This is a genomic window from Massilia sp. CT11-137, assembly GCF_047302885.1.
Classification (GTDB): domain Bacteria; phylum Pseudomonadota; class Gammaproteobacteria; order Burkholderiales; family Burkholderiaceae_D; genus Telluria; species Telluria orientalis.
The window spans coordinates 2,023,213-2,048,737 of sequence record NZ_JBKYMP010000001.1 but is presented as its reverse complement, the minus strand read 5'-3'; the positions used below and the strand labels follow the sequence as shown (position 1 = coordinate 2,048,737).

Below are 25,525 nucleotides of genomic sequence, written 5' to 3'. Positions count from 1 at the left end.
TATTTACTTGAAAGTAAAGTTGCGCCGTTGAAACTTGATATCTGGAAATCGACAAATGAATCTTGTTGACGCAGTTCGCAGGCGGCATCTGGTGCAGTGGCACGACCGGGGATTCGTGCGCACAATCGAGCCGTATTTGTTCGTGGTGCTGCGGGGCCTGCGCCTGGCACTGATCGCGCGCCAGATTGCGGGTGGACCCGCCGACGGCGAGCAGCCGTGCTGGAAGGTGATTGATGCCGGTGAGGGGTTGAACGTCGACTCGGAACGAACCTTCGGCGGATGCGAACAGGTTCCGACGCATTTGCTGGGGCTGGTGCATATGGTCTACGCCTCGCCATCCGTCGAAAGCGAGCCGACACCAGTCGAGCGCAGGTAGGTCCAATCGACCCGGCTATTCAATTCTTCGCAACGCACCCTCCCCTGCACCAATTTTTCGATTTCTGGCGCGTACTCCGCTGGCACCCCGTTACGAAGCCATTGCTGGACTACCTGATAGCGAACACCTAAAGCATCCGCGAACGCGCGTAACGTAGGGTATTCCGCGATCGCCTTTTGCAGCCCGACACAAGGAGTGGTCTTTTTCATGCCGGCAATTGTACTAGAAAATCTAGCATATACAAGAAATTTATGTATTGGCACAATAAATTCTTGTAGGCATAGTGCCGGCATGAGTATCCATAGCCGCATTAAGGAACGCCGTCTTGCCCTAGGGCTGAAGAGCCACCAAGCGCTCGCCGACCTCGTCGGCGTGAGCTGGCAAACGGTTCAACTATGGGAAAAGGAAGGGGGAACTGCACCAAATCGCAATAGGATCGACAAGGTTGCCGCCGCATTACAAGTGACGACCAAGTGGCTTTTACATGGGGACAGCGAAGACCGTGAACGCCAACATCCCGACGAAGCGAGCAGCGTCGCACGACCAGCCAATGAGCCGCTTCACACTCAATGGGTAACGTCACAAGAAAACTATCTTTTGACCTTATTCCGTACGACAGATGACGACGGCCGCGCCGCTATCCTTAGAACTGCGGAAACCATGCCTCGTATCGCCAGCCCCGCTGTTGCTGGAAACAAGCTGTAGTTTGGTGATTTTTTTCGGTGGCTCCGCAGGGTGCGCTACTGCTGTCGCTTCCGCGATGGCCAAGCTTTCCCTCCTACGACGCGCGTCCATTTGCTCATACGCAGCAATCCATCGGTTTAAGTTCTTCATCGATGCAAAATGCATATGGTCGCGCCGCAAAGATGCCAAAATACTCACCAAGTGTCACAACTGCTTCCATTTTGGAAGCACGAACAACACAATGTGAACTCATCGCGCAAGAATCGCGCGATGAAGACACCTCCCGTCCCCAAGCCCTCCCAGCAGAATTACGTACAGACAGCACTACGCCTACCACCAGATCTTCATCTTGAACTTCAAGACGCGGCCGAGAAAAATGGCCGAAGCATGAATGCAGAAATCGTTGCGCGCCTTCGGGCCATCCCCATCCTTGAGCACCTGGACAAACTTGCGCGGGACGTTGCCGAAATCAAGGCGTTAGATCGACAGATTCTTAGCATCGTCGGGGACCGGTAACCCATCCTCTGACGTTTGTTGAACATGCCCGCTTCAGCGGGCTTTTTTACGTCTGAACATATTCAGTCGCAACGTCAGCGCGCCGCGAAATACTAGTTTTTCTTGTTTTACTAGTTTTTCTAGCGTATATTCCACGCTATCAACTTTTGATAGCGGGGTACGCATGAGAGCATTTCACGTAACGGTTCGGACGCCCAACGGCGCGTCCTGCCATTTCGCGATCGGCAGGACGGCATCCATGGTCTACGACTACACGGCCGCCTACCAAAGCGACGAAGCGACTTTTGGCATCACGGTGGTGGAACTGTGACCGCGAAATCCACCCGCGCCCCGAACGCGCGCGCCCGCACCACCCCGCTCGGCACGGGCGAACTGCATCAGGCACTCGAAGACGCAAGGAACCAGGGCGAGCTCGCCCGCTTCTGCAGTGCACACGTCTGCACGCCCACCGACGTCTCGGAGGACGGCGTACGCCTGCACCTACCGCGCGTGCTGCAACTCATGCGCTCCCGCGGATACCACGTCTCCAACCCGATCCCGCCGCAGCACCAGCCGAAGAAAGGCTTCACGGCCTGGCTCGTCCACATCCGCATTCCCGGTGCCGAGTTCGACATCGGCTTCTATACCCCGAACGCTTCGTAGTCCCACAGGAGGCCCATCCATGAAAAACAAGACCGTCACGCTCCGCATCCCGCAAGCCGTCTACAACGACCTCGTGGTCGTGGCCGACAGCTGCACGCGTATCCACAAGGCGAACGGCGGCTTCACCAGCCACGGAGAGCTCGATGTTCAGGGCCTGCTGATGATGCTCGTCCAGGACGCCGCCGCAACGAACACCCGACCGGGCTCGTGGGAGGGCTCGAACATGCAGCAGGTGCTGGATGCCCACGGCTATCGGTAACAAATCACTCCCCCCTTCCCTTTAACCCATCGCAAATACGATTTAAGTCAATCAGGAACGCTCATGACCTCCAACACCTTGACTGTCCTTCCGCCTCCGCAGATGCCGGTGCCAACCGATCAGCCAATCGTCGTCGACGAGCTCGTCACCGACGCCGGCCAGTTTGGCTACTTCAATCTGGTCGACATCAGGATCTCGTATACCAACCGCAAACGCTTCAACCAATCGAAGCTCGACGAGCTGGCCGCAAGCATCAAGTCGAAGGGCGTAGCGCAGCCGATCCTGATCCGCCCTGTGACGCCGACCGCCGAGGCGCCGCAACAATACGAGATCGTCGCCGGCGAGCGCCGTTTTCGCGCGTCGATCATGGCTGGTCTGCCTACCATCCCCGCGATGCTCCGCAATCTCAGCGATGTCGAGGCGCTCGAGTTGCAGATCCTCGAAAACCTGCAGCGCGACGACCCGCATCCGCTCGAGGAGGCCGAAGGGTACGAGCGCCTCATGCTCGAACGGAACTACGACGTCGACCAGTTGGCCGAAAAGCTCAACAAGAGCCGGTCTTACGTCTACGGCCGCCTCAAGCTGTGCGCTCTGACCACCAGCGTACGAGAACAGTTCCTGGACGACAAGTTCAGCGCTGCGACCGCGCTGTTGATCGCTCGCATCCCGAATCCGTCCCTGCAGGTGAAGGCCGCCAAGGAAGTAAGCGGAGCAGACTGGCAGGGCAACCCCATGTCGTACCGCGCGCAGCGGGACCTGCTCCGCCAGCGCTTCATGCTGGACCTGAAGAGCGCCGTCTTCCCGATCAAGGATGCGGCACTTTTGACCGAGATTGGCTCGTGCATCGAATGCCCGAAGCGCAGCGGCAACCAGCAGGACGCGTCCGAGGGCGAGAAACACGAAAACCTCTGCACCGACCCCGATTGCTTCGCCGAGAAAACGGCCGCCCATTCCAAGAAGGCAAAGCAAAAGGCCGAGGCACGCGGGCTGACGGTGATCAGTGGCGAAGAGGCCAAGAAGATCATGCCGAACAGCTACAGCAACTTGAAGGGCGGATACGCGGACGTCGACAAGACGATGTGGGTGTCGGGCGGGTCGACGACCTACCGGAAACTGCTCGGGAAACAACTGCCGAAGGGCGTGCTGCTGGAAAGCCCGTTCGAGCCCGGTAAGCTGATCACCATCGCCAAGATCGACGAGCTTGAGGATCTCGTCACGCAGGTCGCCGGCAGCGGCAAGACCGAGGCCTCGATCTCCGCCAAGCAGAAAGCCAAGGAAAAGCAGCAGGAACAGGCCGCAGCAGTCGAGCGGCAGTTCCGCCGCGACTTGTTCATCGCGATCCACGATGCCGGTCGAGTGGAACGCGCACCGTTCAATGAGCCTGAAGTGGCAGCCCAACTGTTCAAGGGTTGTTCGGGCCCGGCCCACGAATTCATTATCAAGCTCTACGGGTGGGCGGGCAAGGAATTCGAGTCGGAGTACGAAGGCGGTCAGTACGTCTCCAGCACGAACAAGATCTGCGCCGCAATTAGGAAGATGGAACCTGACCCCGTCCGTCAACTGATCCGCGACTTGACCTTCGTCGACGAGCTCGCCGTCAACACCTACACCAGCGGCAAAGGCGATGTCCCTTGGCTCATGATGGCGGCCGCAGTGGAACTCGGCATCGATGCCGAAACGATGAAGAAGACCCTCCTCAAGGAGGCCAAGAAAAAGGCGGACGAGAAGGCCGCGAAAAAAGCTAAAGCCGCTAGTAAGGGAAAGAAGCCGGAGCCGGTGCAGTCGAATCTGCCCGACGTCGCCGAGACGCCGGAGCCGTCGACCAGTACATCTGACGCTGCCGCGCCCACCACGCTCGCAGTGCACGCGACCACCGAACAGAAAGGCCCACAGTTCAAGCTCGACGACGTCACTCAAGAAGACCTCGTCGCATATATCCGCCTGCACCCCGAGGGACTCAACGCACTGACAGAAAGCGTCCTGACCCATCCCCGAGGCGAACTGGTCGGCATGCTCGAAACGGCTGCAACGAGCTTGGGCTACACCTACCGCGGCGGCCGCGCTTGGGTGCACAAGGACTATATCGATGAGGCGTCGCCGCTCACCACCGACGAGCCGTCGGCGCAGGCAGGCGAGATTCCATCTGTGGTCGACCAGGTCGAGCAAGCTTCAACCCAAGCCATTGAAGCTCCAACAGTGGCCGAACAGAGCGACGGCGAGCAGGCGTCCGAAGCGACGCCGGCGGCCGCCGACGAAGGCGTACAGACGTCTGCACTCAACAAGAAGATCAGATCGAAGCCGGCGCCGGCGAAAAAGACCACGACCATCTCCAGCAAGAAAACCACGGCGAAGGCGCCGGCAAAGGCGGCGTCGTGAAGTTCACCGAACACGCCATTAGCGCGATCGTGCGCGCGTTGCTCAACGATCGTCACGACCTTTCCGTTCAGTTGGCCTACTGGCAAGGGCACGGCTATACGGCCACGCCCGCGTCATCAACGCAGAACTGAAGGCGAATACCGATGCGCTGATCGAGCTGGCGGCCGCCGTCGCGCCCTGGCTGAAGCAACGCCCGGACTGGGCCAGCATCACCGCGAACGAACCACTCATGACCTGAGAATACCCATGAAACTGACCATCAAGAAGATCCAGCAGCACTTTGCGAACCTGTATAACGCGCTGACCCGCCAGCCGCCCAGAATCAGCACACCGGTGCAAGCGCGACCCGCACACTGCGGCAACATCCTGACGCTGCTTGCGCACCTGTGCGACATGGACGACGAGATGCAACGATACGTCCTGCGCTGGCTGGCCTACCCGTTGCGAAACCCGGGCGCGAAGATGTCGACCGCGCTCGTGTTCAACGGCGGCCAAGGCTCGGGTAAAAGCCTTTTCTTCAAGTACGTCGCCGCGGCGATGTACGACGAGAATGCGGCGATGATCAAGCCCAACGATCTGCACAGCAAATTCAATTACTGGGCCGTGGGCGCCAACCTGGTCGTGGTGGACGGCGACTACGCTCCGCGCCATCTGGAACGCATGAAGGCCTTCCACGCGGCCGAATCCTTCGTGATCACTCTCAAGGGCCACGAGCCCCGCGCGGTCGTCAATCGCCTGAATTTCGTCTACTTGTCGGATCAGGAAGACTTCCTACCGACAGACGCCGGCAGCCGCCGCTTCGTCGTCGTCGAAGTCCCGCCGGCACGTCCGCGCGGCTTCTATGCGGCGATCGCGTACGAGATCGCCAACGGAGGCGTGGACGCCTTCCGCGACTACTTGATGCGCGGCCTTGATATGAGCGACTTCAACGAGAACACGCTGCCGCCGTCGACGCCGGCGCTGGCGCCGCTCGATGGCCGGAGAGTCGCATGATGGGGCCCGTCAACGCCGACCAGGTCGAACCGCTCGACCCCATCGCCTACAAACACCAATTGCTGCTGCTCAAATCCGCGCATTGCTGTCGGCCTGTCGTGCACCAAGGGCTCAAGCAATTCATCAACGGGCTGACGCTGTATCACTCGGGCGGCCGAGTCGCGATGATCGTCTACCTTGCCGGGAACAGTGAAGCAATAGATAGCACAGCCATCGATATCTGGGTCGAGGGCACACCGACTGAACCAAGCCGCGCAGCGCGACAAACCGATCGCAACGACGATAATGAACATCATGTACCAGAACGGAGCGGTGCGGCGCGGTCGCGGCTGTTTGCGGAGAGCGATCTGTGATGCGGAAGCTATTCAAGGTTGAGTTGCATCTCGACCGCTGCGAGCCGGCATTCACGGCCAGCTTCGTCGATGTGATCTACCGCTCGCTTTATAAGCTTGCTGAGGATCTCGACTTGTGTGCGCTGTTCGACGGGGCTGAGCATGCGCTTGCTTGCCATCAGCTTCAAGGTCCGCCCCACGCTGTGAACAACAGAAACAGCCTCAGCAAGCTTGATTGCGGTATTGAACGGGAGGGGGGCCAAGGGCGTAATATCGTCAATCGACCAGAATTCGATTTCGTCAAGCTTGGCTGCGCATTTACTGTAGTAGGCCGGATCTCTATCGCCAGCGCGGGCGAGATGCAGCATAGTCGCTGCCTCGGCAACACCAATGAGGGCGTTTTCGATCTTAGGAGTCATGCTTGCTCCATGGAGGCGAGCAATAGTGCGTTCGTTCCTCTCTCGCATGCGAGTCTCAGTACGGGCCAAATAAATTGTGCCGATCAAAGTGGCAACTGTGCCGATAGCCCCAACCCAGGTGCCCCAGTCGGACGGAGTCAGTGCAACCCACTTGTGCTCCTTCATCAGCGCGTTGACGCCTTGATGAATGGCGAACAGGCCCCAGGCCGACATGATAGCGATGCCGACACGTTCTCCGAATTTCATAAGACCCGATTACTCCCGCTCAATCTCGAATACAACCGTACCGTCGGCTCGGATCTCGACCACTTTCGCCTTTCGGGCAGCCTCCTGCGCTTCGCCAGCGCTGCGGAAAGTACCGAGTTGCGGCAGATCCCGAAGTGCGGTGCCCCTCTCGCCGTTCGGATACGCAAACACGACGCAGGCGGATGGGATCCAGCCATCGCCGAAGTCGGTGGACCCACCGAACACACAGTAGCTAACGCCATTCGCGGGTGCGTGATGGTTGCCAACGCTGGCGACGATTCGAGCGCCAGGGAATTCCTCTTCGAAGCGAGTGATATCCGCCGGGTTGCCCGCGAGCCATGCCTCAGCAGCCTCAGCACCTCTTTCGCTCCCCAGATCGTAGATGCAGCCCAGCAAAGCAACGGTTTGACGCATGAAAGCCTCCCTATTTGAGTGTGTGCCGAACTCTACAGGGCTACCCCAAAATTGTCATTACGAAAAATTGATACTCATGAAGGTTCCACCACTTCTTGTCGATCTCCCGACCGTTGCAGACGTCGTGTCCCTCTCCACCGCGACGATACAGAAACTCGTCCGCGAGAATAGCTTCCCGAAGCCGCGCGTCATCTCTGGCCGGCGCGTGGGCTGGCTGATGCGCGAAGTCGAGGAGTGGTCCGAGTCGCGACCGGTATCCGACCTGCTCCCGCCAGTCAACGCCGGCATCAGGAAAGCGACTCCAGAACCTGGCTCCACTTCGTGAGCCAGACAACCTTCTCGGCGTCGTAGTCGTGCTGGTTATAGACGCCCTCGACGCCGGGCAGCATGTGCCCCAGCATCACCTCGCCCGCGTCCTTCGGGCACCCCAGCGCCGCCAGCTGCGTCCTGACCGTGCGACGCAGATCGTGCGGTGACCATCGCGTGACAGGCAGGCGCGGACGCTCCACCTCAGGATTGGTCATCGAATACGGCATGTGGTAGTACACCGAAGTCTGCACGACCTTCTGCTCCACGTGTCCCTCGCGCTTCTTCACCGGCTTGAACAGATAGCCGGATTTCTCGACCGCCAGGCGGCGCTCGACGACCTGGCGCGCCTTGCCAAACAGCGGCACCCGGAAGTCGGTCGCCTGGTCGAAGCGCGCGTTCTTTGTCTTGGCCTTCGGGCACGTCCACCACAGCACGCCATCCTCCTGCGCAATCTCGTGCGCCTCCATCTGGACGATTTCAGCGCCCCGGGCACCGGTCCACAAGTAGAGGGCCAGGACGTCGCTTACGTTGCGCGAGAAGTTCGGCAGGAACGCAATCAAGACGCGCAGCTCATCCTGTGACAGGGTGCGCTTGGCCGTGCCGATGGTCACGCCCGCAATGCGCTTCCCCTTGCTCTTGAGCCGGCCGCGCATGATCTGTCGCCACCAATTAGGCGTGTCTTCCGGCAGCCGGCCGGCGTCAAGCGCATAGTCCCAGGCTCCAGCCAGCTCGGCACGCAGCTTGCCACACTGGACCGGCGTGTCGACGTAGAGTTCGAGCAGATCGAAGGCCTCCGCCCGGGTCAGGTCGCCGGCCGGCAGCTCGGCGATCGGCTCCGCACCCTTCACCAGCGTGCGCCTGGCTTCCGCGGCGCCCTTGGCCTTTCTTACCCGCGCAAGGTGTTCGCAGTAGTCCTCGATGACGTGCCGCACCAGGTAGCCTTCCCGCTTCTTCCGCAACCGTTCCGCTTCGGCGGCCGCTCGCTGGGCCTCACGCGCTTGCTGCCGTTCAGCCGCCAGCTCGCGACCGGCCCGGTTCTGGGTCTTGACCTGCTCCCATTCAGTGACCGCCTTGTGGTATGACATCGCTGGCCATTGCCCCAATTTGGCCTGCTTCATCTTGCCATCGCTGGGGGATTTATAGCGGTAAATCCACGTGCGGCACTTGGCCCGCGCCTCGAGGCGCAGGCCGGGATGGTCCGCAAACGTGATATGCTCCCCCGCCTGTAGGAGCTTCGCGGCTCTGGGATCAAAGGACATCTTGGCGTAGCATTTTCAAAATTTCGGAAATCGTCGGCGTAGTATTGTACGCGATGGCCGAAAATACTACGCCAAAATGTTGAGTGTCGCTATATGTGGATATGCGCAGATAGCAAAGCAATGAAATGTGGGATGGCGGGAATGCATAGCGAAATCAAGGACTTGACTAAGAATTTTGCGGAGAATCAACCTGTTAGGAAAGGGGTTGAAACTCGCCACACCCCGATGATGCAGCAGTACCTGAGCATCAAGGCCGACTACCCCACGATGCTCGTCTTCTACCGGATGGGCGACTTCTACGAGCTGTTCTTCGAGGACGCCGAGAAGGCCGCGCGCATCCTGGGCATCACGCTGACGGCGCGCGGCAGCTCGGGCGGGAATCCGATCAAGATGGCCGGCGTGCCCTTCCACTCGCTCGATCCGTACCTCGCCAAGCTCGTCAAGCTGGGCGAGTCGTGCGCGATCTGCGAACAGATCGGCGATCCGGCGCTGAGCAAAGGTCCGGTCGAGCGCAAGGTCGTGCGCGTCGTCACGCCGGGGACGCTGACGGATGCCGACCTGCTGCCCGAGAAGGCCGAGCGCCCGCTGCTCGCCGTCTGCACGGTCACGAACCGCAAGGTGGTCACGACGGGTCTCGCGTGGATGTCGCTCGCGAGCGGGGGACTCCGGCTGATGGAATTCGCGGGCGACGCCCGTGCGGCCGCCGTGCGCCTCGTGCAGGAACTGGAACGCATCGCGCCGGCCGAAGTGCTGCGCGCGGACGGCGGCGCCGACCTGTTCGAAGAATCGCCGGTCGGCCACACGGCACGCGTGCCGGAATGGCATTTCGACGTCGTGCACGGCCACAAGGCGCTGCTCGACCAATTGGGCGTCGCCACGCTGTCCGGCTTCGGCGCGGACGGTCTCGGCGCCGCGTTCGGCGCGGCCGGCGCGCTGCTGCGCTATGCCCAGGCCACGCAGGGCCGCGGCCTGCAGCACGTGAAGAGTCTCGCGGTCGAATCGGAGAGCGAATTCATCGGCCTCGATGCGTCCACGCGCCGCAACCTGGAGCTGACGGAGACCATCCGTGGCCACGAGTCGCCCACGCTGTTTTCTCTTCTGGACGGCTGCCGCACGGCGATGGGCTCGCGCCTGCTGCGCCACTGGCTGCACCACGCGAAGCGCGACCAGCGCGTGGCCCGCTCGCGCCACGAGGCGATCGAGGCGCTGGCCCAGCGCGAAGCCATGCACGACCTGGCGACGACGCTCGCGCACGTGCCCGACATCGAACGCATCACGACGCGCATCGCGCTGCTGACGGCGCGGCCGCGCGACCTCGCGAGCCTGCGCGACGGCCTGAAGCAGCTGCCCGCGCTGCGCGAGCAGGTGGCGCGCTGCTTCATCCCCGGCGACTCGTGCCTGCTGCGCGACATCCACGATGCCATCGCCGTGCCCGAGGCGTGCGCGGACCTGCTCCAGCGTGCCATCGCGACGGAGCCGGCCGCCATGGTGCGCGACGGCGGCGTGTTCGCGCGCGGCTTCGATGCGGAGCTGGACGAGCTGCGCGCGCTGTCGGAAAACGCGGGCCAGTTCCTCGTCGACCTGGAAGCGCGCGAGCGCGCACGCACCGGCATCGCCAACCTGCGCGTCGAGTACAACCGCGTGCACGGCTTCTACATCGAGGTCACGAACGGCCAGGCCGACAAGGTGCCGGACGATTACCGCCGCCGCCAGACGCTGAAGAACTGCGAACGCTACATCACGCCGGAACTGAAGGCGTTCGAGGATAAAGCGTTGTCCGCGCAGGACCGCGCGCTGGCGCGCGAAAAGCTGCTGTACGAGCTGCTGCTGGCCGACCTCGCGCCGCACATCGTGTGCCTGCAGCGCATCGCGTCCGGCATCGCGCAGCTCGATACGATCACCGCCCTCGCCGCCCACGCCGTGCGCAACAACTGGTGCATGCCGCAGTTGATCGAGGAGCCCTGCCTCACCATCGTCGAGGGCCGCCATCCGGTCGTCGAGAACCAGATCGAGCGCTTCATCGCGAACGACTGCAAGCTGTCCAACGATCGCCGCCTGCTCCTGATCACGGGCCCGAACATGGGCGGTAAGTCGACGTTCATGCGTCAGGTCGCGCTGATCACGCTGCTGGCCTATGTCGGCAGCTACGTGCCGGCGACGAGCGCGACGATCGGTCCCATCGACCGCATCTTCACGCGCATCGGCGCGTCCGACGACCTGGCCAATGGCCGCTCGACGTTCATGGTGGAGATGACGGAATCGGCCACGATCCTGAACGGCGCGACCGAGCACTCGCTCGTGCTGATGGATGAAGTGGGCCGCGGCACGTCGACGTTCGACGGTCTCGCGCTCGCGTGGGCCATCGCGCGCCACCTGATCGAGACGAGCCGCAGTTTTACGCTGTTCGCCACGCACTACTTCGAATTGACGCAACTGCCGGAACAGCATCCGAGCGCGGCCAACGTGCACCTGTCGGCCGTCGAGCACAAGGACAGCATCGTGTTCCTGCATGCCGTGCAGGACGGCCCGGCGTCGCAGAGCTACGGGCTGCAGGTCGCACAGCTGGCGGGCGTGCCGCCCAGCGTGATCCGCGCCGCGCGCAAGCACCTGGCGCGGCTGGAAGCGCAGGCGCTCGATGCGACGCCGCAGCTCGACCTGTTCGCGCCGGCGCCGTGCGACGAAGGCGACGCCGAAGCCGCGCCCGCACCGGCTCCGGTGCGGGCGGCGGCCGAGTCGCCGGCGCTGACGCTGCTGGACGCCATCGATCCCGATGCCCTGACCCCGCGCGAAGCGCTCGAACGCTTGTACGAGCTCAAGCGCCTGGCCTCGGCCTGACGATGCCGCGACGCCGCTCGCTTCTCCTGTTCGTCCTCGCCTGCGCGCTCACGGGCGGCGCGCGCGCGGACGCCCGCGACGATGACGCGCACCGTTTCGCCATCATCGGCCATGGTTTTACCGATGGCGGCGAAAAACGCCTCAAGCAGGCGCTCGCCGACAATGACGACAAGGACGTCGCCTTCATGGTCGTTACGGGCATCAAGGGTGCGAACGAGCCGTGCACGGACAAGCTGTACCAGAAGCGGCGCGAGCTGATCGACGATGCGCGCCGGCCCGTCATCGTGCTGCCGGCCGGCAGCGACTGGACGGAATGCCGCAACAGCGCCGGCCGCACGAATGCGATCGAGCGCATGAACCGCATCCGCGAACTGTTCTACGGCGAGCCGTCCACGCTGGGCGCGCGCAAGCTGCCGCTGACGCGCCTGTCGATGAGCCCGCGCTTTCGCAGCTATGCGGAGAATGCGCACTGGTCGGTCGGCAAGGTGCTGTATGCAACCGTCAACATGCCGGCCAATAACAACCACTACCTGAACGAAGCGGGCCGCAACAGCGAGTACGAGGACCGGCTCGTCGCGAACCGCTTCTGGCTGCACCGGCTGTTCGCCATCGCCAGGCGCGACAAGCTGGAAGCGATCGTGCTGTTTTCCGAAGGCGACGTGAAGGCGTTGTCGCAGCCGACGGGCCTGCGCGCGCTGCTGCGCGGCGCCGTGCCGGACAACGACGGCTTCGCGGAGCCGCGCCGCCTGATCCTGTCGCTGGCGCAGAAATTCCGGGGCAAGGTGCTGCTCGTCGACGGCACGCGCGTGCGTGCAAGACCCGTCATCGAATGGCGCGGCAATGTCGGCCATCTGGCGGCCGGTGCGGATGCATTGGAGGTGGTGGTGAATCCGGAGACGAAGACCCTGTTCAGGGTCGATCCCCGCAAGGTCGAGACGGCGAAGTAAGACTGTCGAGAAGCAAAACAACGTCATCCCCGCGCAGGCGGGGATCCAATTTGCACGCGTCATCACGACGCCGACAGAACTTGGGTTCCCGCCTTCGCGGGAACGACGAGTCAAGAGTGCGTTTTACTGCAGCGGCTGGCTACGGAAGTGGTCGCCCTCTTCGCTGTCGTCGATCTCGCCGTGACCGTGGTCATGGCCGTGGGCGCCGTGCACGTGGCCGTGCGCGATCTCTTCCGGCGTGGCGGCACGCACGTCGATCACGGACAGGTCGAAGCGCAAGGCCATGCCGGCGAGCGGGTGATTGCCGTCCAGCACGACCTTGTCGTCGGCCACTTCGGTGACGGTGAAGATGACCGGCTCTTCGTCGCTGCCCTCGGCCATGCCTTCGAACTGCATGCCGACTTCGATCGGTTCCGGCAGGCGGTTGCGCTCCTCGACCTTCACCAGGTTCGGATCGTAGTCGCCGAACGCGTCTTCCGGCTCGATCTGGATGGTCGACGTGTAACCCACGTCCTTGCCGTCCAGCTCTTCTTCGATCTTCGGCAGCGTGTTCTCGTAGCCACCGTGCAGGTAGACCATCGGCTGGGCGCCGTCTTCGATCAGGTTGTTCTGGGCGTCGGACAGTTTATAGTTGACCGACACAACCGTGTTCTGGGCAATCTTCATTGCACTTCCTTTCGTGGGTAAGGCTGCGATTATAACCCTACCACCGCTTTGCTCCGGCCGGCGCTGGTTATAATGGCACATGCAAAAATTACAGCTCCTCGGCAATATCACGCCCGCCCAGTTCCTCCGCGATTACTGGCACAAGAAACCCCTGCTCATCCGTCAGGCCATCCCCAATTTCAAACCGCTGGTCAAGGTGGACAAGCTGGCCGAGCTGGCCAGGCTGAACCACGTCGAGTCGCGCCTCGTGACGCTCACCGACGGCACCTGGGACATGCAGCACGGTCCGCTGGCCGAACTGCCGCCCAAAACCCAGCGCGAATGGACCATGCTCGTGCAGGGCGTGAACCTGCACGACCCGAAGGCCGATGCCCTGCTGCGCCAGTTCCGTTTCGTGCCGGACGCCCGCCTGGACGACCTGATGGTCAGCTATGCGACGGACGGCGGCGGCGTCGGCCCGCATTTCGACTCCTACGACGTGTTCCTGCTGCAGGCGCAGGGCAAGCGCCGCTGGCGCATCGGCGCGCAGCAAGACCTGACGCTGGTCGAGGGCCTGCCGCTGAAGATCCTCGCCAACTTCGAGCCGGAAGAAGAGTTCGTGCTGGAACCGGGCGACATGCTGTACCTGCCGCCGCACTACGCGCACGACGGCGTCGCCGAGGGCGAATGCATGACGTATTCGATCGGCTTCCGCTCGCCGTCGTTCCAGGAACTGGGCGAAGCCTTCCTGCAGTTCATGGCCGACTCCATCGACCTGCCGGGCCGCTATGCCGACCCGGGCCTGCAGCCCGCGAAGAACCCGGCCGAGATCCCGCGCGACATGCTGGCCACCGTCACCGAAGAACTGAACAAGGTGCGCTGGGACGAGGAAGACGTCACGATCTTCATGGGCGAATACCTGTCCGAGCCGAAGCACAACGTGTTCTTCACGCCGGTCCCGAAGCCGCTGACGGTGGGCCGCTTCATGGAACAGGCTGCGAAAAAGGGTCTGAAACTGTCGCCCAAGACGTTGATGCTCTACCGCGGCAAGCACGTGTTCATCAACGGCGAATCGTTCGCCGTCGGGCGCGCGGACAAGGTCGTGCTGGACGTGCTCGCCAACGAGCGGGCCCTGGCAGGCAGTCTGCTCGACCAGGCGTCGGACGACGTGCTGGAAGCGCTGTACACGTGGTACCAGGACGGCTGGATCGAGCTCGGCTGACATGAACGCGTCCTTCGACACCCGCGCCGCCTTCCAGCAGCAGCTGGGCGAGGTATGGGCACGGGCACGGGCGACGCTCGTCATGTTCGATCCGGACTTTACGTTGTTCCGGCTGGGCGCGCCGGACGTGGACGCGGAACTGCGCCGCTTCCTGCACGCCGGCGGCCGCCTGCGGCTGGCGCTGCACGATCCCGCGCACCTGGAGCGGGAAGCGCCGAGGTTCCTGCGCCTGCTGCGCGATCATGCGCACGGCATCGAGTGCAGGCGCACGCCGCGGGCGCTGCGCGAGCTCACGGATTCGTTCTGCATCGCGGACGACGTGCACATCGTGCGGCGCTTTCACAGCGATCACCTGCGCGGTGAGGCAGTCTTTGATGCACCGCAACAAACTGAGCTGTCGCGCCTGCGTTTTGACGCCATTTGGGCAGAATCACAACCTGGTCTGCGGGCCAGTGTTTCCGGGCTGTAAATACCTGCTTTAGCTTGGTTTTCTCTATGAGAACTAGCGCACGGACAAGGTGTGTCGGATTGCTAGAAGATGAACATTGCCCGATCTGGCAACTGTTACGTCTTGACACGACTTTTCTATTGCGATTCAGTAAATTTGGCTATAATATCGGGTTAGGAAGGTTCCGTTGTCTGTAGGCACTTTTTCCAAAGTATACAAACAAGAGAATTCCTGACGAGCGATAATTACCGGTAATTATTCATCGCACCACCCTTTTGAATTAATTAAGGAAAAACCATGAAAAAATCTCTGCTGATCGTTTCCCTGCTGGCTGTTGCTCTGGCTGCTTGCTCGAAGAAAGAAGAAGCTCCGGCTGCTGCTCCGGCTCCGGCTGCTGAGACCGCTGCTCCGGCTGCTCCGGCCGCTCCGGCTGCTGACGCTGCCGCTACCCCGGCTGCTCCGGCCGCTGCTGACGCTGCTGCTTCGGCCGCTTCGGCTGCTGCTTCGGCTGCTTCGGCTGCTGCTGACGCCGCTTCGGCTGCTGCTGCTCCGGCTGCTTCGAAGTAATTCGAATCGCGCTAAAGAAACCGGCCTGCGGGCCGGTTTTTTTACGTCCGCAGGTTTTGCACACGGCGCGCCGGCACGGGGTGCCCGCCCTACGAATTATGCGAGCCCACCAATAAAAAAACCGGCCAAGCGGCCGGTTTTTTTATTGAAGCGAAGCGGAGTTATTTCAACTCGTCCGCCAGCAGCTTGAGGATCTTGGCGCCGGTCGGCGACGTTTCCGGCTTGCCGTCGTTCGTCTGCACGGTCACGTCGGTCGAGGTCGCGCCCTGTGCCGTCGACACGATCACGCGGTATTTCTGCGCTTCCTTGTTCTTGTCTTCGCTACCGAACAGCTTGCTGAAGAAACCTTCCTTCTTGACCGCGTCCGGATCGACGTAGCGCACGAAATAAATGCCCTGCACGCGGTCGCGGTCTTCCACCGTGAAGCCCACGCGGTCCAGCGCCAGGCCCACGCGGCGCCATGCGCGGTCGAAGCCTTCGTCGACGACGACCTTGTTGCCTTCGAGCTTGGCGTGCTGCGGTTCCAGCGGGGCGTTCGTCACGAACGCGGTCGCTTCCTTGACCTTGGTGCCGGTCAGTTGGGCCATCAGGCGGCCCAGGAATTCCGCTTCCAGCTCCGGATCGTTCGGACGCGCGGTCCAGGTGGCCTGCTCCTTCTGCGGACCGGTCAGCACTTCTTCCGCGCCGCGGTGGCTGATGTAGATCTCGGTCGAACCGTCCGGACGGCGCTCCAGGCGGGTGCGGAACTTGTCGCGCTCGCCGGTCGAATATGCGGAATCGAAGACCTTGCCGATGGTGCGGCGGATGAAGTCCTGCGGGATCTTGGCGCGGTTCTCGGCCCAGTTCGTTTCCATGATGCCGGTCTGCGGCGACTCGGTCTCGACGGTGAAGCCCGAGTTATGCCAGAACTCCAGCAGTTGCGGCCACAGTTGTTCCGGCGTTTCCTTGATCACGAGCCAGCGCTGGTTGCCGTTGCGCTCGATGCGGATGGTGTCGGTGGGTACCTGGCCGATCTGTTCGCCGGACGTGGCCGCGATGGCCGGTGCGGCGCCGCGCTGCTGCTGGAAGCCGGACGCGGTGGCGATGCCTTTGCCATCCGGCACGGCATAGCGGTTGTCCTTCTGCAGTTGGGTCAGGTCGGGCGGAATGTCCAGCGGTGCCGCTTTCTTGGAAGCCTTGTAGTCCACCTTGTCCGATTCGAACACGGTCGTGCACGCGGCCAGGCTCAACGCGATGGCGGTCAGGGCCACGGTGCGGGCTGCGGTGGAAGTCATCATCTTGCGATTCGTCATATCGTTAAAGCTGGTAATCAAAGAACGCCGGAAGCGCGCAGCGCGGTGCGGACGGTGTCGTGGTATTGCGCGGACAGCGGGGCCAGCGGCAGGCGCAGGCCGGCCGGCATCTTGCCCATCTCGGCCAGCGCCCATTTCACCGGCACGGGGTTCGGCTCGACGAACAGTTTGCTGTGCAGGTCCAGCACGCGGTTGTTGATCTCGATCGCGCGGGCAGCTTCGCCGCTCAGCGCGGCCTTGCACATCTCGGCCATCGCGCGCGGGGCCACGTTCGCGGTCACGGAGATGTTGCCGGCGCCGCCGCACAGCATCAGCGCCAGTGCGCTCGCGTCGTCGCCCGAGAACACGCCGAACGATTTGCCCTTGCCGGCAAACGAACGGTCAATATCGCGCAGCAGTTCGATGCCGCGGGCCAGGTTGCCGGTCGCGTCCTTGATGCCGATGATGTTGTCGATGGCGGCCAGGCGCAGCACGGTCTCGTTGCTCATGTCGGCCACGGTCCGGCCCGGCACGTTGTACAGGATCACCGGCAGGTCGGTCGATTCGGCGATCGCCTTGAAGTGGCGATACATGCCTTCCTGCGACGGACGATTGTAGTACGGGACGACTTGCAGCGACGCGTCCGCGCCGACTTCCCTGGCGTGACGGGTCAGCGCGATCGCTTCGACCGTCGAATTACCGCCCGTGCCGGCGATGACCGGAATGCGGCCGGCGATGTGGTCGACGGTCAGCTTGATCAGTTCGCAGTGTTCGTCCGGGCTCACAGTGGCCGACTCGCCGGTCGTGCCGACGATGCAGATTGCGTCCGTACCTTCCGCCACATGCCAGTCGAGGAGTTGGCGCAGGCTGTCCCTGTCCAGACTTCCATCCTCGAACATCGGAGTGACGATTGCTACTATGCTGCCCTTAATCATAATCAGTGGACCGTGCCGTTAATAAATAAATGTCGATTGTAGCGGATAGCCTGGCGTTATGGTTCATTCCACACCATATAAATGGCATGGTTACAGGTTGGTTACATATCGAGCCTGATTGCTCCCGGATCGACCTCCCGCCCCGCCGCGCACAGCCTTTGTACGCGGGCCGGACGGGGCGACTCGATGATCCCATCCTCGTAGGCGAGCACCTTCAAGCCATGGCGCGCGGCGACGTCCAGCAGTTCGCCGGGCGCCAGCAGGAACGCCGGATTGGATGGTTTGCCGAAGCGTTCGTTCCCGAGCGCGAACGTTTCGTAGACGAGGATCCCGTTCGGTGCCAGCGCGCCCGCGAGATGCGCGAACAGCGGCCGGTGCAGGTAGTTCGTGACGACGATGCCAGCGAATCGTCCCGGCGCGAATGGCCATGTGCTGCCCTCCGCTTCGAGGTCATGCTGCAGGGTCGCGATGCCGGGACCGGCCGCCTGCGCGAGCGATGCGGCGTCGCGATCGACGGCGAGCACGGGATGGCCGAGCGCCGCCAGCAGGCGCGCATGGCGGCCGCCGCCGCAGGCGAGATCCAGCGTCTCGCCGGCTGGAATGACCGGCGCCCAGCGCGCGACCCAGGTGGATGGATAGTCCGTCACGAGTAGAAGGTCAGGAATAAGTCAGTCCCATGACTTCGCGCACGTCGCGCATCGTTTCCTGCGCCAGCTTGCGCGCCTTCTCGCAGCCGTCGGCGACGATGGCGCGCACGAGCGAAGGGTCGTCGACGTACTGCTGCGCGCGCTCGTGCATCGGCTCCTGCTCGGCCAGCACGGCTTCGACGACGGGCTGCTTGCATTCGAGGCAGCCGATGCCGGCGCTCGTGCAGCCCTTCATGACCCAGTCCTTCGTGTTCGCGTCGGAATAGACTTCGTGCAGCTGCCACACCGGGCATTTCAGCGGATCGCCCGCGTCGCTGCGGCGCACGCGCGCCGGGTCGGTCGGCATCGTGCGGATCTTCTTCGTCACCGACTCCGGATCCTCGCGCAGCGAGATCGAGTTGCCGTAGCTCTTGGACATCTTGCGGCCGTCGAGGCCCGGCAGGCGCGCCGCCTCCGTCAGCTTCACTTGCGGCTCGACGAGGATGATCTTGCGGCTGCCTTCCAGGTAGCCGAACAGGCGCTCGCGGTCGATGTTCGACAGGCTGCCCGCTTCGTCCAGCATGGCCTGCGCCTGTTCCAGCGCCGCGTCATCGCCTTCCTGCTGGTACGCGGTGCGCAGTTCCGCATACAGCTTGGCGCGCTTGCTGCCCAGCTTTTTGACGGCTTCCAGCGCCTTCTGCTCGAAGCCCGGTTCCTTGCCGTACAGGTGGTTGAAGCGGCGCGCGATCTCGCGCATCATCTCGATGTGCGGCACCTGGTCCTCGCCCACCGGCACCTGCGTGGCGCGGTAGATCAGCACGTCGGCCGCCTGCAGCAGCGGGTAGCCGAGGAAGCCGTAAGTCGCGAGGTCGCGGTTGGCCAGGTTCTCGATCTGGTCCTTGTACGTCGGCACGCGCTCGAGCCAGCCGAGCGGCGTGGCCATCGACAGCAGCAGATGCAGTTCCGCGTGCTCCGGCACCCTCGACTGGATGAAGATCGTGGCCTGGGCCGGATCGATGCCCGCCGCGAGCCAGTCGATGACCATGTCCCACGTGCTTTTCTCGATGATCGCCGGGTCGTCGTAATGCGTGGTCAGCGCGTGCCAGTCGGCGACGAAGAACAGGCAAGGCAGTTCGGACTGCATGCGGATCCAGTTCTTCAGGGCCCCATGGTAGTGGCCAAGGTGCATCAGCCCGGTCGGGCGCATGCCGGAAACGACACGGTCGGGAAACATAGCGGTATCAGGTCAGGATAAAATTCAGGGGATAGACGATCAGGTGCAGTAAAAGGTTCGCGATCACGCCGACCCAGAACAGCCAGTAGCCGATCACCTTCAGGAAGATCAGCGCGAGCAGGATGATGAAACCGTACGGTTCCAGGCGCGCGAACTGGAATGCGGCCTTGTGCGGCAGGATGGAAAACAGCACGCGGCCACCATCCATCGACGGGATCGGCAGCAGGTTGAACGCCATCAGCCACAGATTCGTTTGCACACCCGCCTCGGCCACGAGGTGAGGGAACGGTTCCTGCACGCCGAAGTAGTCGAGGAAGATCCCCAACAGGAGCCAGATCAGCGCCATCAGGAAGTTTGCGCCCGGACCGGACAGCGCGACCCATGCCATGTCGCGCTTCGGATTGCGCATCTGGCCATAGTTGATCGGCAGCGGTTTCGCGTAGCCGAACACGAAGTGCACCGTCAGGTACATCACCACCGGAATGACGATGGTGCCGATCGGATCGATGTGGGCCAGCGGGTTGAAAGTGGTACGCCCGGCGGCGTGTGCGGTGTTGTCTCCGAAGCGTTTCGCGACGAACGCCTGGGCGGCGTCGTGCATCGTCAGCGCAAAGAGGACAGGCAGTGCATACACTGCCAGATTGCGTATGAGTTCATCCATAACCTGCGATTCTATCAGAGCGCGCGGGCGCGGCGGCCCCGGCCTACAGGCCGAACGCGGCCGGATCGCCCCGGCCTTCGCGTACGAGCTCGGCGTCAGGCCCCGTGAGGTCGACGATGGTGGTGGGTTCGAGCGTGCCGGCGCCGCCGTCGATCACGAGCTCGATCTGCCTGTCGAGACGCTCGCGCACCTCGTCCGGATCGGACAGCATGTTGTCGTCGCCCGGCAGTTGCAAGGTCGTGCCGATCAAGGGTTCGCCCAGTTCTTCCAGCAGCGCCAGCAGGATCGCGTTTTCCGGCACGCGGATGCCGATCGTCTTGCGCGACGGGTGCGACAGCCTGCGCGGCACTTCCTTCGTCGCTTCCAGGATCACCGTGTACGGCCCCGGCGTGACAGCCTTCAATTGCCGGTACTGGCGGTTGTCGACGCGCGCATACGTGGCGATCTCGGACAGGTCGCGCACGAGCAGCGTCAAATGGTGCTTCTCGTCGACGCCGCGGATGCGCCTCAGCTTTTCGACGGCCGCCTTGTCATCGAGGCGGCATACGAGGGCGTACGCGGAATCGGTGGGTGCGGCGACGATGCCGCCGCCCTGGATGATCTGCGCGGCCTGGCGGATCAGGCGCGCCTGCGGATTCTGGGGATGGACTTCGAAATACTGGGTCATCGCGCGAACCCCGACTGGCGCAGCGCCTGGAGGGCCGCGATGCGTTCTTCCATCGGCGGGTGCGACGCGAACAGTGCGCCCCAGCCACTGCCGTGGCCGGAAATGCCCGACGCGGCCATCGACTGCGGCAGCGCGCCCGGATGCATGCCGGCCAGGCGCGCGAGCGCATGCTGCATCGGCTGCGGGCTGCCCAGCAGCTGGGCCGAACCGGCGTCCGCGCGGAATTCGCGCTGGCGCGAGAACCACGCGACGATGATCGACGCGACGATGCCGAACAGGATCTCGCACACGAACACGGTGATCGCGTAGCCGAAGCCCGGCCCGCGCGCGTCGTTCCCGCGGCGGAACACGACGTTGTCGACGAAGAAGCCGACCACGCGCGCGAGGAACACGACGAACGTGTTCACCACGCCCTGGATCAGCGTGAGCGTGACCATATCGCCGTTGGCCACGTGCGCGATCTCGTGGCCCAGCACGGCCTCGACTTCCTCGCGGTTCATGTTGGCGAGCAGGCCCGTCGACACGGCCACCAGCGCGGAATTCTTGAATGCCCCCGTCGCGAACGCATTCGGCTCGCCCTCGTACACGGCCACTTCCGGCATCGCGATGCCCGCGCGCTGCGCGAGATTGCCCACGGTGCTCAACAGCCACGCTTCGGTGGCGTTGCCAGGCTGTTCGATGACGCGGGCGCCGGTGGACATCTTCGCCATCGGCTTGCTCATCAACAGGGAAATGATGGACCCCGTGAAGCCCACGACGAGCGAGAACACGAGCAGCGCCCCGACGTTGATGCCCTGCCCGCCGACCGGACGCCCGACCCCGAGGACGTTCAGCACGATCGACAGCACGAGCACGACGGCGAGGTTGGTGGCGAGGAACAGCAGTATGCGCTTCATGTAGGGAGGCCCCTCCGGCAAATAATGTTGGGTGGGCACCCCGTGCCCACGCGAGACGCCGACAAACCGCAAGCGTCACGCGAGACGCCGACGAACCGCAAGCGTCACGCAAGACGCCAACGAACCGCAAGCGTCACGCGTGGGCGGAGGGCCGCCCACGCTACGGTTCAATATCAGTCCGACAAGATAAGGGCCGGATGTCGAAATTTCAAGCGTTTCGACTCAAAACCAGTCATGCCAAACCGGCGTGACCCCGCTCGGCAGCGGCGGCAACTGGTCGAACTCGACGCGCGATTCCCCCGGTGCGTGAAAATCCGTCCCGCGCGATGCGAGGAAACCGTAGCGGCGCGCCACTTCGGCATACGTCGCGTACTGGTCCGGCGTATGGCTGCCCGTGACGACCTCGATGGCATTGCCGCCGAGCTGCTTGAACTCGTCGAACAGCGCGCCCTCGGCCGTCGCGTCGAAGCGGTAACGGCCCGGGTGCGCGATCACGGGGATGCCGCCGGCCGCGCGGATCCAGCCCATCGCATCGGCCAGCGTCGCCCAGCGGTGCGGCACATACCCCGGCTTGCCTTCCGTGAGATAGCGGCGGAAGACCTCCGACGTGTTGGAACACTTGCCGAGCTCGCACAGGTAGCGCGCGAAATGGGTGCGCGACAGCAGGTCCGGATTGCCGACGTATTTCAGCGCGCCTTCGTAGGCATTCGGGATGCCGGCCTGGTCGAGCTGCGCGGCGATCTCGCGCCCGCGCGCGTCGCGCCCGTTGCGCGTGGCGGCCAGGCCCTGCACGAGGGTCGCATTGTCTTCGTCGACCTGCAGGCCGACGAGGTGCACGGTCTCGCCGGCCCACGTCACGGAAATCTCCACGCCCGGCACGAAACGCATGCCCAGTTCCTCGGCCTTCGCGCGCGCGGCCTTGATACCGCCGATTTCGTCATGATCCGTCAGCGCCCATGCATCGACACCGCCCTTGCGGGCATACGCGGCCACGGCGGCGGGTGCGAGCACGCCGTCGGAGACGTTGGAGTGGCAGTGGAGATCGACTTTCATGGGCAGCATCCGGACAGGGTATCGTTTCGAAATACCATTGTACGCGGTTCGCCTCGGATGCGAATCGCGGGCTCGGGGAGTCCACCCTACGGCAACCTCATCGTAGAGTGGGCACCCCGTGCCCACCAGGCGCCAGCGTTACGTTGACGCCGCCAGGAAGTCCTCGATCATGCGCGCCAGCACTTCGGGTTGATCGTGGTGCAGCATGTGGCCGGCATCCGGCATCATGCGCGGCGTGACTTTCGCCAGTTGCGCGAGCCGGCGGTCGACTTCGTGGCGCGCTTCTTCTTTCGGCCCCATCCAGCGCCACATGTCCGTGTGCTCGGCCTCGACCCACAGCACGGGCGCCGTGATGCGGCGCCAGCACGCGAGCACCTCTTCCACCTGGTACAGCAGCGGCCCCGGCATCTTGTGCGCCGGGTCGCCCAGGATTTCCCACTCGCCCTGCGCGTTCTGCGCGGCCCAGTGCTGCGCGAGGAAGGCGGCGCGGTCGGCCGGCAGGCGCGGGTTCGTCTTCCGCAGGCGCGTCGCGACATCGATCAGGCTCGCGTAGCCGCGCATGACGGGCGGGGCCTTCACTTCGTCGAGCCACTTGGCGTAGCGGCCCGGCGCCTGTTCGGGATGCGTGGCGGGCAAGCCGAAGCCTTCCAGGTTGATCAGCTTTGCGATGCGTTCCGGCCGCACGCCCGCATACACGCTCACGATGTTGCCGCCCATGCTGTGGCCCAGCAGGTTCACGGGTTCGCCGGGCGAATAATGGTCGAGGATCGCTTCCAGGTCGGCGAAGTAGTCCGGGAACCAGTACGTGTCGTTGCCGGAGCGCCCGGTCAGGCCAAAGCCGCGCCAGTCGTGGGCGATGACGTGCCAGTCGCCCTGCAACGCGTCGACGACGAACTGGAACGAGGCCGACATGTCCATCCAGCCATGCGCCATGAACAGCTTGGGCGCGCCCTCGCGGGGGCCCCAGTGGCGGACGTGGGTGCGCAGGCCGCGGATGGTGAGGAATTCGGAGCGGGACGGTGTCATGGCGGTTCCTGTTTTCGAGTTAAATTAGTACGACCGTTCGCATTATAAGCACGAAGCTTGCAATCCTGCTGGACGGCCCCATCTGGCCTGCTTACGAGCGTAAAAGCGTAAAATACGGGCATCTCAACCTTCCGCGAGCACTCCATGGCGATTTACCAGCTGGGCGAAGACGCGCCCGAGATCGATCCTTCGGCCTATATCGCCGATTCGGCCACCTTGATCGGCAAAGTGACGGTCGAGGCGGATGCGTCGGTGTGGTCCGGCGTGACGATCCGCGGCGACAACGAGCGCATCACGATCGGTACCGGCAGCAATGTCCAGGAAGGCACGGTAATGCACACGGACATGGGCTTTCCGCTCGTGCTCGGCAAGAACGTCACCGTCGGCCACCAGGCGATGCTGCATGGCTGCACCGTCGGCGACGGCGCGCTGATCGGCATCCAGGCCGTGGTGCTGAACGGCGCGAAGATCGGCAAGGGCTGCCTCGTGGGCGCCGGCGCCGTGGTCACCGAAGGCAAGGAGTTCCCGGACGGTTCGCTGATCCTGGGCGCCCCGGCCAAGGTAGTGCGCACGCTCACGGAAGACGACCTGCTCCGCCTCCAGCGCAGCGCCGAAAGCTATGTCCTGCGCGGCAAACGCTTCAAGGCGGAGCTCAAGAAAATCGGATAAAGAATGACGACTGATACCAGCAAGGACACCCTCCAGAAATTCATCTTCGACAACGCGGCCGTCCGCGGCGAGCTCGTCGAGATCTCCAACGCGTGGCGCGAGATCCAGTCGCGCCACGTCTACCCGAAGGCGGTGCGCGCCTTGCTGGGCGAAATGGTCGCCGCGGCGGCGCTGCTGTCCGCCAACCTCAAGTTCAACGGCTCGATCGTCATGCAGATCCATGGCGACGGCCTGGTGAAGCTGCTCGTCGTCGAGTGCGACGCGAACCTGCGCCTGCGCGCCACCGCCAAGCTGAGCGAAGGCGCCGAGGTGCCGGACGACGCCTCCGTCGCCCAGCTGCTGAACCAGCATGGCCACGGCCGCTTCGTGATCACGCTCGACCCGCAAGACAAGGTCCCGGGCCAGCAGCCGTACCAGGGCGTCGTGCCGCTCGTCGGCGAGGACATCGCGACCGTCATCGAGAACTACATGCTGCGCTCGGAACAGATGGACACCAAGCTGTGGCTGGCGGCCGACGAGAACGTCGCGCGCGGCCTGCTGCTGCAAAAGCTGCCGCGCAATTCCAGCATCGAAGGCCAGGTCAAGCAGGCCAGCGAGGAAGAAGACCTCGAGACGTGGACCCGCGCCGTCATGCTGGGCCAGACCCTGAAGCAGGAAGAACTGCTCACGACCGACGTGGAAACGCTGCTCCGGCGCCTGTTCTGGGAAGAGACGATCCGCGTGTTCGACCCGTTGCATCCGGAATTCCACTGCACCTGCTCGCGCGAAAAAGTGGGCAATATGCTCAAGATGCTGGGCAAGGAAGAAGTCGAGTCCGCCCTGCACGACCTGGGCGAACTGGGCATCAACTGCGACTTCTGCGGCAAGCACTACGGCTTCGATGCCGTCGACTGCGCGCAATTGTTCGCAAGCGACACGACGGCCGACGCCGTGGCGCCCGCCTCCAGCGTCAAGCATTGATCCCACGGGGACGCCATTGACGTTCCCTATCATTTTGA

32 protein-coding genes are annotated in these 25,525 nt (G+C 63.3%); 18 read left to right on the top strand and 14 right to left on the bottom strand.

Going from position 1 to position 25,525, the window contains the following annotated elements; genetic code table 11:
* The first annotated feature begins 55 nt into the window (after positions 1–55).
* A complete protein-coding gene (locus ACEN98_RS09235; RefSeq protein ID WP_413383678.1) occupies positions 56–376 on the top strand; it encodes a hypothetical protein in 321 nt (106 codons plus the stop codon).
* Here the strand turns inward: ACEN98_RS09235 and ACEN98_RS09230 are convergent.
* Entirely contained in the window at positions 325–585 is a 261-nt protein-coding gene (locus ACEN98_RS09230) for a YdaS family helix-turn-helix protein (RefSeq protein ID WP_413383676.1), read from the bottom strand. The two genes, ACEN98_RS09235 and ACEN98_RS09230, sit on opposite strands and share 52 nt — an antisense overlap.
* 82 nt (positions 586–667) lie before the next feature.
* Between ACEN98_RS09230 and ACEN98_RS09225 the strand changes: the two genes are divergently transcribed.
* From ACEN98_RS09225 to ACEN98_RS09185, 9 genes are all read left to right on the top strand, one after another.
* Complete coding sequence (locus ACEN98_RS09225) at positions 668–1,081, top strand: helix-turn-helix domain-containing protein (RefSeq protein ID WP_413383674.1); 414 nt, start codon at positions 668–670, stop codon at positions 1,079–1,081.
* A gap of 249 nt (positions 1,082–1,330) precedes the next feature.
* Positions 1,331–1,576 carry an Arc family DNA-binding protein gene (locus ACEN98_RS09220; protein WP_413383672.1) on the top strand — a complete coding sequence of 82 codons (246 nt, stop codon included), beginning with the start codon at positions 1,331–1,333 and terminating at the stop codon, positions 1,574–1,576.
* 163 nt (positions 1,577–1,739) lie between these two features.
* The gene (locus ACEN98_RS09215) at positions 1,740–1,886 is read left to right on the top strand and encodes a hypothetical protein (protein ID WP_413383670.1); all 147 of its coding nucleotides are present in this window, start codon (positions 1,740–1,742) and stop codon (positions 1,884–1,886) included.
* Positions 1,883–2,218: a hypothetical protein gene (locus tag ACEN98_RS09210; protein WP_413383668.1), complete on the top strand. Its 336-nt coding sequence runs from the start codon at positions 1,883–1,885 to the stop codon at positions 2,216–2,218. The genes ACEN98_RS09215 and ACEN98_RS09210 overlap by 4 nt, the downstream gene beginning before the upstream one ends.
* A gap of 19 nt (positions 2,219–2,237) precedes the next feature.
* Positions 2,238–2,477, top strand: a complete 240-nt coding sequence (locus ACEN98_RS09205) for a hypothetical protein (RefSeq protein WP_413383666.1) — start codon at positions 2,238–2,240, stop codon at positions 2,475–2,477.
* 63 nt (positions 2,478–2,540) lie between these two features.
* The gene (locus ACEN98_RS09200) at positions 2,541–4,853 is read left to right on the top strand and encodes a ParB/RepB/Spo0J family partition protein (protein WP_413383664.1); all 2,313 of its coding nucleotides are present in this window, start codon (positions 2,541–2,543) and stop codon (positions 4,851–4,853) included.
* Positions 4,850–4,984 carry a hypothetical protein gene (locus tag ACEN98_RS09195; protein ID WP_413383662.1) on the top strand — a complete coding sequence of 45 codons (135 nt, stop codon included), beginning with the start codon at positions 4,850–4,852 and terminating at the stop codon, positions 4,982–4,984. Before ACEN98_RS09200 ends, ACEN98_RS09195 begins: the two co-directional genes overlap by 4 nt.
* A gap of 115 nt (positions 4,985–5,099) precedes the next feature.
* On the top strand, positions 5,100–5,846 hold the full coding sequence (locus tag ACEN98_RS09190) for a VapE domain-containing protein (protein WP_413383660.1): 747 nt from the start codon (positions 5,100–5,102) through the stop codon (positions 5,844–5,846).
* The gene (locus tag ACEN98_RS09185) at positions 5,843–6,199 is read left to right on the top strand and encodes a hypothetical protein (protein ID WP_413383658.1); all 357 of its coding nucleotides are present in this window, start codon (positions 5,843–5,845) and stop codon (positions 6,197–6,199) included. The genes ACEN98_RS09190 and ACEN98_RS09185 overlap by 4 nt, the downstream gene beginning before the upstream one ends.
* Before the next feature lie 8 nt (positions 6,200–6,207).
* Here the strand turns inward: ACEN98_RS09185 and ACEN98_RS09180 are convergent, their stop codons facing one another.
* Together ACEN98_RS09180 and ACEN98_RS09175 are read right to left on the bottom strand one after the other, a co-directional pair.
* Positions 6,208–6,843 (bottom strand): hypothetical protein, encoded by a 636-nt coding sequence (locus ACEN98_RS09180; RefSeq protein WP_413383656.1) that lies wholly within the window; start codon positions 6,841–6,843, stop codon positions 6,208–6,210.
* 9 nt (positions 6,844–6,852) lie between these two features.
* Positions 6,853–7,257, bottom strand: a complete 405-nt coding sequence (locus ACEN98_RS09175) for a hypothetical protein (RefSeq protein ID WP_413383654.1) — start codon at positions 7,255–7,257, stop codon at positions 6,853–6,855.
* On the opposite strand from ACEN98_RS09175, the gene ACEN98_RS09170 reads away from it, so the two are divergent.
* Entirely contained in the window at positions 7,256–7,582 is a 327-nt protein-coding gene (locus tag ACEN98_RS09170) for a helix-turn-helix transcriptional regulator (RefSeq protein ID WP_413383652.1), read from the top strand. The two genes, ACEN98_RS09175 and ACEN98_RS09170, sit on opposite strands and share 2 nt — an antisense overlap.
* Here ACEN98_RS09170 and ACEN98_RS09165 read toward each other — a convergent pair.
* Complete coding sequence (locus tag ACEN98_RS09165; protein WP_413383650.1) at positions 7,545–8,825, bottom strand: tyrosine-type recombinase/integrase; 1,281 nt, start codon at positions 8,823–8,825, stop codon at positions 7,545–7,547. The genes ACEN98_RS09170 and ACEN98_RS09165 overlap by 38 nt on opposite strands.
* 225 nt (positions 8,826–9,050) lie before the next feature.
* On the opposite strand from ACEN98_RS09165, the gene mutS reads away from it, so the two are divergent.
* Positions 9,051–11,660: a DNA mismatch repair protein MutS gene (mutS, locus tag ACEN98_RS09160; protein WP_413383648.1), complete on the top strand. Its 2,610-nt coding sequence runs from the start codon at positions 9,051–9,053 to the stop codon at positions 11,658–11,660.
* 2 nt (positions 11,661–11,662) lie between these two features.
* On the top strand, positions 11,663–12,607 hold the full coding sequence (locus tag ACEN98_RS09155) for a hypothetical protein (RefSeq protein ID WP_413383646.1): 945 nt from the start codon (positions 11,663–11,665) through the stop codon (positions 12,605–12,607).
* Positions 12,608–12,730: 123 nt separating this feature from the next.
* Here ACEN98_RS09155 and ACEN98_RS09150 read toward each other — a convergent pair whose 3' ends face one another.
* A complete protein-coding gene (locus tag ACEN98_RS09150; RefSeq protein ID WP_413337984.1) occupies positions 12,731–13,273 on the bottom strand; it encodes an FKBP-type peptidyl-prolyl cis-trans isomerase in 543 nt (180 codons plus the stop codon).
* 79 nt (positions 13,274–13,352) lie between these two features.
* Here ACEN98_RS09150 and ACEN98_RS09145 point away from each other — a divergent pair, with 79 nt between their 5' ends.
* The 3 genes from ACEN98_RS09145 (at position 13,353) to ACEN98_RS09135 (ending at position 15,489) form a co-directional block, all read left to right on the top strand.
* On the top strand, positions 13,353–14,474 hold the full coding sequence (locus ACEN98_RS09145) for a JmjC domain-containing protein (RefSeq protein ID WP_413383644.1): 1,122 nt from the start codon (positions 13,353–13,355) through the stop codon (positions 14,472–14,474).
* Position 14,475: 1 nt separating this feature from the next.
* Complete coding sequence (locus tag ACEN98_RS09140; protein ID WP_413383642.1) at positions 14,476–14,943, top strand: hypothetical protein; 468 nt, start codon at positions 14,476–14,478, stop codon at positions 14,941–14,943.
* Between the two features lie 276 nt (positions 14,944–15,219).
* On the top strand, positions 15,220–15,489 hold the full coding sequence (locus ACEN98_RS09135; RefSeq protein ID WP_413383640.1) for a hypothetical protein: 270 nt from the start codon (positions 15,220–15,222) through the stop codon (positions 15,487–15,489).
* A 161-nt stretch (positions 15,490–15,650) separates the two neighbouring features.
* On the opposite strand, the gene bamC is transcribed toward ACEN98_RS09135, so the two are convergent.
* The 9 genes from bamC to ACEN98_RS09090 all read right to left on the bottom strand — a co-directional run bounded on the left by bamC (position 15,651) and on the right by ACEN98_RS09090 (position 23,858).
* Positions 15,651–16,766, bottom strand: a complete 1,116-nt coding sequence (bamC, locus tag ACEN98_RS09130; protein ID WP_413383638.1) for an outer membrane protein assembly factor BamC — start codon at positions 16,764–16,766, stop codon at positions 15,651–15,653.
* 32 nt (positions 16,767–16,798) lie between these two features.
* Entirely contained in the window at positions 16,799–17,695 is an 897-nt protein-coding gene (dapA, locus tag ACEN98_RS09125; RefSeq protein ID WP_413383636.1) for a 4-hydroxy-tetrahydrodipicolinate synthase, read from the bottom strand.
* 101 nt (positions 17,696–17,796) lie between these two features.
* Positions 17,797–18,342 (bottom strand): class I SAM-dependent methyltransferase, encoded by a 546-nt coding sequence (locus ACEN98_RS09120; protein WP_413383634.1) that lies wholly within the window; start codon positions 18,340–18,342, stop codon positions 17,797–17,799.
* A gap of 10 nt (positions 18,343–18,352) precedes the next feature.
* Positions 18,353–19,555 (bottom strand): tryptophan--tRNA ligase, encoded by a 1,203-nt coding sequence (locus ACEN98_RS09115; RefSeq protein ID WP_413383632.1) that lies wholly within the window; start codon positions 19,553–19,555, stop codon positions 18,353–18,355.
* A 7-nt stretch (positions 19,556–19,562) separates the two neighbouring features.
* On the bottom strand, positions 19,563–20,189 hold the full coding sequence (locus tag ACEN98_RS09110) for a site-2 protease family protein (protein ID WP_413383629.1): 627 nt from the start codon (positions 20,187–20,189) through the stop codon (positions 19,563–19,565).
* A 70-nt stretch (positions 20,190–20,259) separates the two neighbouring features.
* Complete coding sequence (locus tag ACEN98_RS09105) at positions 20,260–20,883, bottom strand: L-threonylcarbamoyladenylate synthase (protein WP_371761128.1); 624 nt, start codon at positions 20,881–20,883, stop codon at positions 20,260–20,262.
* Entirely contained in the window at positions 20,880–21,779 is a 900-nt protein-coding gene (gene htpX, locus ACEN98_RS09100; RefSeq protein WP_413383626.1) for a protease HtpX, read from the bottom strand. Before htpX ends, ACEN98_RS09105 begins: the two co-directional genes overlap by 4 nt.
* A 222-nt stretch (positions 21,780–22,001) precedes the next feature.
* Entirely contained in the window at positions 22,002–22,841 is an 840-nt protein-coding gene (locus ACEN98_RS09095; protein ID WP_413383624.1) for a 3',5'-nucleoside bisphosphate phosphatase, read from the bottom strand.
* 129 nt (positions 22,842–22,970) lie between these two features.
* Positions 22,971–23,858, bottom strand: coding sequence for an alpha/beta fold hydrolase (locus ACEN98_RS09090; RefSeq protein WP_413383622.1), 888 nt, complete (start codon positions 23,856–23,858; stop codon positions 22,971–22,973).
* Between the two features lie 144 nt (positions 23,859–24,002).
* On the opposite strand from ACEN98_RS09090, the gene ACEN98_RS09085 reads away from it, so the two are divergent.
* Positions 24,003–24,527 (top strand): gamma carbonic anhydrase family protein, encoded by a 525-nt coding sequence (locus ACEN98_RS09085; RefSeq protein ID WP_413383619.1) that lies wholly within the window; start codon positions 24,003–24,005, stop codon positions 24,525–24,527.
* 3 nt (positions 24,528–24,530) lie between these two features.
* The gene (hslO, locus tag ACEN98_RS09080; RefSeq protein WP_413338009.1) at positions 24,531–25,487 is read left to right on the top strand and encodes an Hsp33 family molecular chaperone HslO; all 957 of its coding nucleotides are present in this window, start codon (positions 24,531–24,533) and stop codon (positions 25,485–25,487) included.
* The last annotated feature ends 38 nt before the right edge of the window (positions 25,488–25,525 follow it).